9 protein-coding genes and 1 CRISPR repeat array (1 of these 10 only partly in view) are annotated in these 11,938 nt (G+C 70.7%); of the genes, 8 read left to right on the top strand and 1 reads right to left on the bottom strand.

Annotated features, from left to right (window positions below; genetic code table 11):
* The first annotated feature begins 459 nt into the window (after positions 1 to 459).
* The 8 genes from O7612_RS19265 to O7612_RS19230 all read left to right on the top strand — a co-directional run bounded on the left by O7612_RS19265 (position 460) and on the right by O7612_RS19230 (position 10,135).
* Positions 460 to 1,878 carry an APC family permease gene (locus tag O7612_RS19265; RefSeq protein ID WP_282273955.1) on the top strand — a complete coding sequence of 473 codons (1,419 nt, stop codon included), beginning with the start codon at positions 460 to 462 and terminating at the stop codon, positions 1,876 to 1,878.
* A 204-nt stretch (positions 1,879 to 2,082) separates the two neighbouring features.
* Positions 2,083 to 2,916 (top strand): hypothetical protein, encoded by an 834-nt coding sequence (locus tag O7612_RS19260; RefSeq protein ID WP_282266221.1) that lies wholly within the window; start codon positions 2,083 to 2,085, stop codon positions 2,914 to 2,916.
* Positions 2,917 to 2,999: 83 nt separating this feature from the next.
* The gene (locus O7612_RS19255) at positions 3,000 to 4,175 is read left to right on the top strand and encodes a histidine decarboxylase (RefSeq protein WP_282266219.1); all 1,176 of its coding nucleotides are present in this window, start codon (positions 3,000 to 3,002) and stop codon (positions 4,173 to 4,175) included.
* Between the two features lie 168 nt (positions 4,176 to 4,343).
* Positions 4,344 to 5,480 carry a class II histone deacetylase gene (locus O7612_RS19250; protein WP_067315902.1) on the top strand — a complete coding sequence of 379 codons (1,137 nt, stop codon included), beginning with the start codon at positions 4,344 to 4,346 and terminating at the stop codon, positions 5,478 to 5,480.
* A 432-nt stretch (positions 5,481 to 5,912) separates the two neighbouring features.
* Positions 5,913 to 6,671 carry a hypothetical protein gene (locus O7612_RS19245; protein ID WP_282266214.1) on the top strand — a complete coding sequence of 253 codons (759 nt, stop codon included), beginning with the start codon at positions 5,913 to 5,915 and terminating at the stop codon, positions 6,669 to 6,671.
* Positions 6,668 to 8,671 (top strand): DEAD/DEAH box helicase, encoded by a 2,004-nt coding sequence (locus O7612_RS19240; RefSeq protein ID WP_282266211.1) that lies wholly within the window; start codon positions 6,668 to 6,670, stop codon positions 8,669 to 8,671. Before O7612_RS19245 ends, O7612_RS19240 begins: the two co-directional genes overlap by 4 nt.
* A gap of 37 nt (positions 8,672 to 8,708) precedes the next feature.
* Complete coding sequence (locus tag O7612_RS19235; RefSeq protein WP_282266209.1) at positions 8,709 to 9,326, top strand: hypothetical protein; 618 nt, start codon at positions 8,709 to 8,711, stop codon at positions 9,324 to 9,326.
* Between the two features lie 449 nt (positions 9,327 to 9,775).
* Complete coding sequence (locus tag O7612_RS19230) at positions 9,776 to 10,135, top strand: hypothetical protein (protein ID WP_282266207.1); 360 nt, start codon at positions 9,776 to 9,778, stop codon at positions 10,133 to 10,135.
* A gap of 48 nt (positions 10,136 to 10,183) precedes the next feature.
* Here the strand turns inward: O7612_RS19230 and O7612_RS19225 are convergent, their stop codons facing one another.
* Positions 10,184 to 10,465: a hypothetical protein gene (locus tag O7612_RS19225; protein WP_231932598.1), complete on the bottom strand. Its 282-nt coding sequence runs from the start codon at positions 10,463 to 10,465 to the stop codon at positions 10,184 to 10,186.
* A 286-nt stretch (positions 10,466 to 10,751) separates the two neighbouring features.
* Positions 10,752 to 11,938: a CRISPR direct-repeat array (repeat unit 37 nt; unit sequence GCTGCGCCCGGTCTGCGGACCGGGCGAGGATCGCAAC); it runs 1,142 nt beyond the window's last position.

Here is an 11,938-nt window from a genome sequence, read left to right as displayed (position 1 = left end):
GTGTACCCGTTTCCGAAGGAGGGCTTGTCTCATGGTGGTTGTTGTCGATCGTCCGGTGGTCATGTTTCCGCCGCGTCGGCGTGAGTTGGGTCGGTGGTTGCCGCCCTGGTTGACTCCCGCCCGTTCCCGGCCTGTCACCCCCGACAGCTTGGACGGGGAGGGTGTGGGGTCGGAGGCGGATCTGTGGGGGTATGCGATCCGGCGGGAGTGGCCGGACGGTGCCCATGATCTGTTTGGGTTCACGTCGCGTGCGGATGTGGCGTTGCGGCGGTTGGACCGGGATCGGGGTTACTGGCGGGGTGGGCCGGTGCGTCCGACGGCGGTGTTGCTGGTGACCGCGAGCGCCGACGAGGTGGTGGCGCATCCGGTGCGGGGTTGTCGGAAGTCGTCGTGCCCGGACTCGTTGTAGTGGGGGCAGCGGTGACGCCGTATGCGCAGGTGGCGCTCGCCCGGCGGACGATGACCCCGACCGGCTTGTCGATTTTCGGGGCGGCGGCGTCCGCGCCGATGGTGGTTCTCGCTGGTGGTCTGGTTACCACGTATGCCACGACCCGGGTGACCGCGTTGCCCCTCACCTTCGTCCTGGTCGCGGCCGTGGTGGCGCTGCTGATGGTCGGCTACACCGCGCTGGCCCGCCAGGTCGGCCATCCGGCGGCCTACTACGGCATCCTCGCCCACGCGGTCAGCCGCGGCTGGGGTGTGGCCGCCGGCCTGGTCGCGCTGGTCGCGTACACCGGGATCCAGACCAGTCTGTACGGCCTGTTCGGGGCGACCCTGGCCGCGCAGCTCGGTGGCACCTGGTGGGTGTGGGCGGGCATCGCCTGGGTGGTTGTCGGGGCGCTCGGGGTGCGGGCGATCGTGCTGTCGACCTGGGTTCTCGGTGGGGTCCTCGCGGTGTCGTTGCTGGTCGTGGGGCTGTTCGTCGTGGCGGGTCTCGGTTCCCCGGCCGATGGTGCCGTGTCCTGGGAGGGGTTTCACGCTTCCGGTCTGGCGGTCGGGGGGATCGGCGGGGCGGTGGCGTTGTGTGTGGCCGCGTTCATGGGTGTCGACGCGCCGGGTTCGTTCGTGGAGGAGGCGGTGGATCGCCGGTCGATCGGCCGCGCGACGATCATGGCGGTTCTTGTCCTGGGTGGCGTGTATGCGGCTGCGGCGTGGGCGATGGGTGTCGCTGTCGGCCCGCAGACCGTCGCGACCCGCGCTGCCGATCCGTCGGCCGGGCTGCCCTTCAGCATCCTTGAACCCGCCGGTACGGCGTGGGTGGGTGTCGCCGGTGTGGTGCTGGTGTTCGCGATCGTCACGTCGATGCTGGCGTTCCACAACGTGATCGCCCGGTATGTGTTCGCGATGGCCCGTGAGGGTGTCCTCCCGGCTGGTCTCGCCCGGACCGCGAGCGCGACTCGGGTCCGCGCGCCGCGTGGTGGCTCCCTCACCCAGTCCGGGGTGGCTGCTCTGGTCGTGGGGGCGTTCGCTGTCAGCGGGGCTGATCCGGTGGCGGTGATGTTCACCTGGCTGTCGACCCTCGGCGCGTTGGGTCTGCTCTGCCTGCTGCTCGCCGCTTCGGTCGCCGCGCTGGCCGCTCCACCGTCCGTGCGGGGTGAGCGGGCCGGGGTGTGGCAGTGGAAGGCCGCACCCGCGTTGGGGGTGCTCGGCGGGTCGGTGGTCCTCGTCGCGATGGTCGGCAACGTCGGTTCCCTGCTCGGGGCCGTACCCGGGTCGCCGTATCCGTTGCTGCTGCCGGTGGTCCTCGCCGCGACCGCCACCGCTGGCGGCATGTGGGCCGCGCACCTGCGCCGCACCCGACCTGACGTCTATGCCGGTATCGGTCACGGCACTCCGAAGACCCATGCCGTGCCTGACGCCCTTCACATTTCCATCTGAGCCCTGAGGATCAGCTCGACTATGAAGACCTACACCGTCCGCACACCAGTGGCGCCGGGTTACCGCAGCAGCAGTGATCCGCTGGACCCGGCCTGGCGACCCGAACCTCCGCGACTGTCGGCACCGCCCGGCCCTCGCCGACCGGCAGACCACCAACCCCCGCCAGATCCCCGCCTGATCCAGCCGCCGCCTCCGGACTACCGCATGCCCGACGAGCGACCGTACCGCCGGGACGTCCCCGTCCACGCGGCCCCGCCCGAGCAGACCCCGTCACCCTCCCCACAGCAGGGGGAGCCCGACGGCGGGGTGTCGGTCGAGGCCCGCTGGTGGGCGGATCTGCGGCAGCAGGTGGTCTACCGGGCGAAGCGGTTGAACACCGGGCACATGTTCGAGGCGGACCAGCGGTACGGGCAGCGTGACGCGCTCGGTCCGCACGGGGTGATGTTGTTCTTCGTCTCCGAGGCCCCCGCCCAGCCGCACGGCTACCAGCTGCACACCGCCTACCGGCTGTGGCTGTCCTCCCCGGAGTCGCAGCACCTGCCCCGCCTCCTGGCCGACCTGACCGAGGTCGTCGCCGACAGCATCACCCGCGCCGGGGCGGCCGGGCGGCGGTGGCATCCGGTGGGGCCGCAGGGGTCGATGGTCAACGGCGGTGACATGACCCTGCCCTCCGGGGCCGTCTACGTCGGGGTGGGGGTGACGACCCTCGACTCCGACCAGGGTCGGTGGCAGCAACTCGCCCGGACCCTGCGCCACCCCGACGACAACCGCCGCCGCTCGGTGTTCGACCTCAAGGGTCAGTGCTACGTGCTGCTGACCGACGGGACCGCTCTGCACGTCGACCGGGATCCGCACGCCCCGATCGGCGTGGACGGTGTCCGCTGCACCAAACCTCTCGACCCCGACCGCAGCACCTACTACAACCCGCATGAACACCTCACCGACCAGGGTGACCCGATCACCCGTGACACCTGGGCGCAGCTGACCCGGCTGCACCACACGCTCGCCGGGCACCTCCTCGCGGGACATCCCGCATGACCCCCACCCCGGTGTCTGCTCGTCGGTGTGGGCTGGCCGAGGCCGCGGATCTCGGCCGTACGCCGGTCGATGTCACTGCGGTCATGGACCACCTGGTCGCGCAGGCGGACACGGCCGCGCCGACGAGCGTCGGTTTCCCCGGCGCGGTCGACCTCGACCACCGGGAGGTGATGGCCCGGCTCGGCCACCGGTTGTGGAACAACATCGGTGACCCGACCGATGTCGGCGGCACCGCCCACACCCGGGTCCTCGAACAAGCCGTGATCGCCTGGCTCGCCGACACCCTGGCCATGCCCGCCGACGACCGGTGGGGGTACGTCACCACCGGCGGCACCGAAGGCAACCTGTCCGCCCTACACACCGCCCGCCGCCGCCTGCCCACAGCCCGGATCTACTACTCGACCGCCGCCCACTACTCGATTCCGAAGATCATCGACATGCTCGGCGCCCGCGGGGTGGCCGTCGAGGCGGGTGTCGACGGGGAGATGGACTACGCGCATCTCGCCGTCCGGGTGCGCCGGCACCGGCGGTGGCCGGCGATCGTCGTGGCCACCGCCGGCACCACCATGACCGAAGCCGTCGACGACACCACCCGCATCCACACCATCCTCAACGAACACCAGGTGCCGGGCCGGCACGTGCACGTGGATGCCGCCCTGTCCGGGATTCCCCTGGCCCTCGACGGGCGGCTGCGTCTGGACGACGACAGCGGTGTTGGCAGCATCGCGGTGTCCGGGCACAAGTTCCTCGGGGTGCCGACGCCGTGCGGGGTGGTCCTCATCCGCGACAGCCTCCGCCGCCAGGCCGCCCCCGTCGCCTACACCGCGACGCTCGACTCCACCATCACCGGGTCGCGCTGCGGGCTGGCCGCCGCCCTGCTGTGGCACGCCATCGCCACGCATGGGCGGGAGGGGCACCGGTGGCGGGTCAGCGAAGCCCGCCGCCTCGCCACCTACACCGTCGACCAGTTGACCGCCGCCGGCTGGCCCGCCTGGCGACACCCCCACGCCTTCACCGTCGTCCTGGCCACCCCACCCGCCCCGGTACGGGCGAAATGGCTCCTCGCCACCGATGCGGACATCAGCCACCTCATCTGCATGCCCGGCGTCACCCAAGGCCAGATCGACGCCTTCGTCACCGACCTCACCGACACCACCACGCCGGCCGGCGATCCCGACCCAGGTGACCCCCACCTACCGAGGCCGATTCCCCGCCCCCGCCGAGCACCTGCACCCGCCGCCGGCATCGGTACGCCCTGACCCGCTGCCTACCACCCTGCCGTCCCGCCGTCCCGGCTTCCCCGCATCCCGGCTCCCGCGTCCCGACTTTCGGAGCCCTGACCTTCCGAGCCCCGGCTTTGCGCGTCCCGGCGCACCTGCCCGTCGCTGCCCGAACCCCTCGACCGATCCCTTGCGGAGGCGATCACTGTGGCCACCGGCTACGTCTTCCACCCCGAGTACCTGTGGCACGACACCGGCACCAGCGCCGGCGTGCTCCCCGCCGACCCGACCGCCGGTGTGCAACCTGCCGTGCACATCGAGAACCCGGAGGCGAAACGCCGTACCCATGAACTGATCCACCTCTCCGGGCTCCTGGCCGAACTCCTCGTCGTCGAACCCCGACGGGCCACCATGACGGAACTGCTCCGGGTGCACACCCCCGCGCACGTGCAGCACATTCGCGCGCAGAGCGACCTGCGCGGGGGAGGCGACGCGGGGGACGGCTTCTCGCCGGTCGGGCACGGCAGCTACGACATCGCCCGTCTCGCCGCCGGTGGCCTGCTCGCTCTCGTCACCGCCGTCGCCGACGGTGACATCACCACCGGGTACGCCCTGACCCGCCCGCCCGGACACCACGCCACCGCCGACACCGGCATGGGCTTCTGCCTGTTCAACAACCTCGCCATCGCCGCCCGCCACGCCCGAACCGTCCACGGGCTGGCCCGTATCGCGATCGTCGACTGGGACGCCCACCACGGCAACGGCACCCAAACCATCTTCTACGCCGACCCCACCGTCCTGACCATCTCCCTGCACCAGGCCAACTGCTTCCCACCCGACTCCGGATGGACCCACGAAAACGGCACCGCCCAGGGTGCCGGACACGCCCTCAACGTGCCCCTACCTCCTGGTAGCGGCCACGCCGCCTACCTCCAGACCATGCACCAGGTCGTCATCCCCGCCCTCGACCGCTTCGGCCCCGACCTGATCCTGCTCGCCAACGGCGTCGACGCCAACGTCTTCGACCCCATGGCCCGACAGATGCTCACCACCGCCACCTACCGCCAGATGACCCGCCTGCTCGTCGACGCCGCCGACCGGCTCTGCCACGGCCGACTCATCGCCGCCCACGAAGGCGGCTACAGCCCCTTCTACACCCCCTACTGCGTCCTCGCCGTCCTCGAAGAACTCACCGGCACCACCACCCGCATCACCGACCCTTACGCCACGATCGTCGCCGCCTACACCAGCGAGCCTCTGCAACCCCACCAGCAGGACGTCATCGACGCCGCCGCCGACCTCGTACCCCGTATCACCGCGCCCGCCACCACGCCCACGCCCTGACCACCCGCCGGGCCTGGTGCCGCTGTGGCCGGGCCGTTCGGTGTTTCCCCTGCCCACCTGTCTTGCCGAGGACCGACCTTCCAGATGGCCCGTACCTACACCCCCGATCTCATTGCCGCCGCTGTACGCCAGGTCGACGCCGTCCGCGCGACCGGGCAACGCGGCCCGATCAGCACCGTTGCCCGGGAGCTCCGCCTCGACCGCCGGCTCCTGCAGTCGTGGGTGACCAAAGCCCGCGCCCATGCCGCCGCAGCACCCGCTGTCCCGGCCACCGACGTCCCGGTCCTGCTTCCTGACGGGCTGCTGCATTGCCGGTTCTGTCGGCAGTCGATGTCGGCGGTGTTCACCTGCGCGGGGCTTGTCTACGACTGTCCACCGCCGTGTCGGCGGCCGGTGCTGAACGCGACGGCTGTCGCGCAGACTGTCGGTGGGGTGGTGTTGCGGCATGCCGCGCACCTGGTGCCTGCGGTCACCGATCCGAAGGGGGCGAGTGCCGCTGCCGGTCATGCCCACCGGTTGATCACCCGGATCGTCGCCGGCAGCGACCCCGGGGATCTGCGGATCACCTGGCCCACCGGCCGGCCGCCTCGACGTGTCCCGCCGGGGCACCTGCACCTCGCTCGCAGGCTCACCGGTAGTGATCCGCAGCGCACCCGCACCATGTTGCGGAACATCCTCGCCGGCATCGACCCCGCCGGCACCGCCACCGAGGTGTTTCATGCCGATGCCGCGCATCTGCTGGCTCCGCTGTTGCACGGCCAGGCGGCGGTCGGCTGGGCCGAGTACGCCCACCGCAGCTTCACCTGCCTGCACGGCCCGACGGATCCGCTGACGCTGGCCGCCGCGCATACCCTCGCCACCGCCCACCGCCGGGTGGGCCATCACCAGCGCGCGTACCACCTGCTGCGTGAACTCGCCGAGCACCTGGCCGCCACCGCCGGACCCGACGCGCACCCCACCCTCGCCGTCCGCGCCACCACCGCCCTGGTCCTGCACGACCTCGGCCACCACCACGCCGCCCGGACCCTGCTCACCGACACCATCGGCCGGCACCGCCGCCACCATCCCGGACACCCCGCGACCGCGCGCATGGCCGAACACCTCGACCGGCTGTGGCACCACCACACCACCCACGACGACAGCAGCCCAGGAGCAGCAGTGAGTCCTTCCTACCCGGTGGTGCGGGCATGACCGTTCCGGACACGGCCGTACGCGGCAGGAAGACGGACGGACAACAACCCGACGTCCCCTCCTACGACCGGAGGCCCCCGCTGACGATTCCGCTGCCGCCCCTGCGGGGGTATCAGCGGGAGGCGGTCGAGGCGATCGTTGAGGGTGCCGCCCGTGAGGGTAGGGGACAGGTGATCGCCGCCTGCGGGACCGGGAAGACGTTGATCGCTGCGCATGCGGCGGTGCGGTGCTGCCCACGAGGCGTGGTGGTGATCGTGTGTCCGTCGCTGGCGCTGATCGGTCAAACCCTGCGGGTGTGGCGGCCCCTCGGGGCGCACACGGCGGCGGTGTGCAGTGACGCCTCCGTCGCTGAGGTCGCCGGTCACTCCGATCCGATGACCTGCCCGGTGCTGGCCGACACCGACGAGGTCACCGCCTGGCTGCACCGTGCCCCGCCCGGGCGGATGCGGCTGCTCGCGGTCACCAACTCCTCTGCCGACCGTGTCGGTGCCGCGCTCCTGGCCGCCGGGGTGACCGCCGACCTGCTGATCATCGACGAGGCACACCGTACCGCCGGCCACGCGGGGAAGGCGTTCGCCCGTGTCCATGACGACGCCCGGCTGCCGGCGAGGGTGCGGGTGAACCTGACCGCGACACCCCGCATCATCACCGCCCGCTACCGCCCGGGACAGTCGTCCGAGGCGCTGTCGATGGACGACCCGGCCGTGTTCGGACCCGTCTGGCACCGGTACCCGTTCGGCCAGGCCATCACCGACGGCTGGCTCGACGACTTCCGCATCGTCGTCGTCGGCGTCGGAACCCACGACGCCCTCCGCGTCCTCCAAGACACCGACGACGACCGGATCACCGCCATCGGCGAAGCCCCACTGCGCACCGCCGTCGTCCAGACCGCCCTGCTGCGCGCCGCCACCGAGTTCGCACTACGCCGGGTCCTCGTCTTCACCCCCCGCGTCGCCGACAGCCGAGAATTCGCCCGCACCCTGGGCCAGACAGCAGCCCGCCTCCCCGCCGCACAACAGCCGAAGGGCCGGCTCACCACCGGCCACGTCGACGGCCAGCAGAACCTACGCCAACGACAGATCCACCTCGACCACCTCGCCGAACCCCCCGACGGGGGATGGACCGTCATCTCCTCCGCCCGCGCCCTCACCGAAGGCATCGACGTCCCCGCCGTCGACGCCGTCGTCCTCACCCGACCCATGCGCTCCACCGTCCAGGTCGTCCAAACCGTCGGACGCGCCCTCCGCCGCAACCCCCGAGGCAGCGGCATCGCCACCATCCTGGTCCCCCTCCTCCTGCCCGACGACCCCACCCGCCTACCTGACGCCGACGACGAGTGGATGGCCGCCCTGCAGGTGCTGTGGGCGATGCGCGCCCACGACGACACCCTCGCCGCCGACCTCGATACCCGCCGCCACCACCACCGCACCACCGGCGCCCGGCAACCCCAACTGCCCGAACGTGTCCTGCTGCGCATGCCCGACGGCTACCTCACCGACACCCTCCTGCGCGACGTCACCATCCGCATCCTCGACCACGCCACCACCGGCCGACCACCCACCCCACCCACCGAAAACTGGACCGCAGGCCTCGCCGCCGTCCGCGCCTACCGCCACCGCGAAGGCCACCTCGACGTCCCCCGCTACCACCGCGAAGGCAAGATCGACATCGGTACTTTCATCCACAACTGCCGAGGCCGCTACCGCCGCGGCGAACTCACCCCCCACCAGATCCTCGCCCTCGAAGAATGCGGCATCACCTGGCGCGTCTTCGACGCCCGCTGGCAACGACACCTCACCGCATTCACCACCTACCGCCACCGCGAAGGACACCTCCGCATACCCCGACACCACCGCGAAGGCGACATCAACCTCGGCAGCGTCGCCCACAACCTGCGTAACCAACGCCAACGCAACCTCGTCCCACCCGACCGCATCGACGCCCTCGACGCCCTCGGCTTCCCCTGGGCACGCACGAAGAACCAACAACCACACCCGTGACCACACCAGCCACCGCCCGAAACACCCGGAGCAGCCGATGACCGTCGAGCTGAACCTGTCCCTGTTCAACTACGAAGCCGGCGGACTCCAACCCGACGGCACCTACACCTTCACCCCCCTCGCCCACGCCTTCCTCAACGGACCCCACCCCGACCTCCTCATGCTCTGCGAAGCGAAATTCTGGAACACCCGCGGCAGACGACCCCTGCACACCGCCATGACACACCTCGCCGACATCACCGGCCGCCCCTACGTCGGCGAACTCCACACCGGAGCACTCCCCACCGCCGTCATCTACGACCCGCGTGTCCTGCGCCTCGACGCCGCCGAAGAACCCGAATTCCCCGACAAACGCAACCTCACCCGCTTCAGCCTCCGCGCCGACCCCACCTACCAACTCCACATCTACACCGAACACTGGCCCCACGCTGATCCGGAACAGCGCCTCGCCCGCGCCCGGCTCCTCGCCACCACCGGCACCAGCCCCACCCCCACCCTCATCGCCGGAGACCTCAACTCCACCAGCTCCGGCCCCCACCTCCCCACACCCGACTGGACCCACATCCCCACCAGCACCCGCGACCACAAAGCCCACCACCACAACGGGCAGTGGCACGCCGACACCCGCGCCATCGACCGACTCATCGGCACCTGACACCACCACCAACCAACGCACCAACAGCGCCGGATACCACCACCTCGCCGAACTCGACCCCCACACACCCACCCCACTACCACCCACCACCAACGGCCCCCACGGCCTCCACATCGACTACATCCTCGCCAACGATGCCCTCCTCGACACCGCCACCGTCGTACCCGGCACCTACACAGTCCACATCCCAGCCGACGACCCCACCACCTGGCCATCCGACCACCGCCGCATCAGCTGCACCCTCCGCATCCACCCCACCCACACCACCAGAGAACAGTGACGACGGCACACCACGACGAACGCCTGCCCACTTCGTAGCCTGCCGACCCACCCGGGGTGGCGGCCGGAAGGAGGCCCCACCGGGTGGGCGCACCGCCGCTCGGCCTGGCGACACACCGATTGACCTGGACGGCTACCTCTGGGGCCATGCTGGCCGCACGATGGGTGGGGTGACGATGAACCTGTTCACCGGCAGCGCCCAACCCAGCCTCTTCGGCGACGACGACCCCTCGGCCGACGTCCGAGAGCCGGTGCTGATGTCGCTCAACCCGATCTACTTCGACCTGCTCTGGACCGGCGAGAAGCGCCACGAGTTCCGACGCCGCTTCGTGACCGGCCAGTCGGTGCGCTGGTACGTCTACCTCACCGCCCCGATAGCCCACGTTGGCGCGGTGATCGACCTGGGGCCCGCCGTGGTGGGCACACCCAGCGAATCGCCGACATCGCCGAGTAGGCCCGCGCGAGCAACGGCGCCTCGGTGTTCGAGTACATGCAGGGAGCTGTTCGCGGAGCGTCGCGGCACTCGATGATCCCGGTGCGGGCGGGAAGTGTTCACCGGGTTGACCTTACTGTCGATCTTAGTGGCGTTTTGGTAGCCGGATGTGGTCGAACGAGTGGTGGAAGGTCACGGTCGCGGCCGCCGTCGCGGGCAGCCAGGTGTCAGCGGCGGAGATGCCGAGCCGGTTGAACAGGAGCAGAAGGTGGTGGGTCAATACCTCACGTAGGCTGCGGGTCAGCGCGCCATGCCGGTCGAGCAATCCAAGATCCTCGCCCGCCTGATCGTGGTTTTTCGGCCATTGCGGGGTGACGGCCAGTGGACTTGCGGTCGTGCCGTCGGCTGCGGTGATCAGGCGCTGCATCGCCGCGATGAGCCTGGGGCTTGGCGCGGGGGCGTTCGGCTGGTGCCGGCGCCAGGCAAGAAGCCGCCAGACATCGCCCTGCTGTCCGACGCCTCAGGTTCATCAACTCCACTCGCGGCGTCAGCACTGACATACTGAAGGTGAACCAGTAAATGATCTAGGAACCCTCGGTGGTCACGGAAAGGCTGGAGGTTCCGAACCGCGAAATGGCAATGATTGGGATATATCGGTTCCACATCGCTTGCGCGGCTCTCTGACGAGAGTCGATTTTTGCTGTTGGGGAGCCGCTGCGCCCGGTCTGCGGACCGGGCGAGGATCGCAACGTTTCAAATCCTCGGCAAGCCCTGCGGCCTCATCGGCGCTGCGCCCGGTCTGCGGACCGGGCGAGGATCGCAACACTGGCGAAACTGGTCCGGGACGCCATCACGATCAGCGGCTGCGCCCGGTCTGCGGACCGGGCGAGGATCGCAACAAAATTTCAGCGGCACCGGGGTGGTCACCGACCCGGAGCTGCGCCCGGTCTGCGGACCGGGCGAGGATCGCAACCGGCCCGACGGCGGACCGCTCTCAACTACCGGGCACAGTGCTGCGCCCGGTCTGCGGACCGGGCGAGGATCGCAACACCGCGCCTCGCCGGCCACCCAGCCGGGCCACGAGCTGCTGCGCCCGGTCTGCGGACCGGGCGAGGATCGCAACCGGCCCGACGGCGGACCGCTCTCAACTACCGGGCACAGTGCTGCGCCCGGTCTGCGGACCGGGCGAGGATCGCAACACCGCGCCTCGCCGGCCACCCAGCCGGGCCACGAGCTGCTGCGCCCGGTCTGCGGACCGGGCGAGGATCGCAACGGTCTGATCATCAAGCCGAAGAACGGCCCCGAGCTGGGCTGCGCCCGGTCTGCGGACCGGGCGAGGATCGCAACACCAGATGGCCGCGCAAGCCGCAGGCCCGCACGCCGGCTGCGCCCGGTCTGCGGACCGGGCGAGGATCGCAACCCCGTCCCAGCCGGACAGGTAGTAGGCCAGCACCTGGCTGCGCCCGGTCTGCGGACCGGGCGAGGATCGCAACCATCGTGGCTGGCGTGTCAGGTGGCAGGCTGACCGTGCTGCGCCCGGTCTGCGGACCGGGCGAGGATCGCAACGTCGGTGGTGGCGTCGGGTCGGTAGGGGTCGGGCAGGGCTGCGCCCGGTCTGCGGACCGGGCGAGGATCGCAACCACGTTCGAGGGGATCTCCACCGGGGCAGCAAGCGCGCTGCGCCCGGTCTGCGGACCGGGCGAGGATCGCAACTCTGCGTTGACGTAGACGCTGCCCTGACGCGGCTTGGCGCTGCGCCCGGTCTGCGGACCGGGCGAGGATCGCAACTGCGCGATGGCCTCCATCGCGGGGGCCAGCAACCGAGCTGCGCCCGGTCTGCGGACCGGGCGAGGATCGCAACACGTCAACGGCCCCGCTCTCCTCCGGGAGGGCGGGGCGC

The sequence above is a fragment of the Micromonospora sp. WMMD987 genome (genome assembly GCF_029581435.1).
In the GTDB taxonomy this organism is placed as follows: domain Bacteria; phylum Actinomycetota; class Actinomycetes; order Mycobacteriales; family Micromonosporaceae; genus Micromonospora; species Micromonospora rifamycinica.
This window is presented reverse-complemented; position numbering and strand designations above follow the sequence as displayed.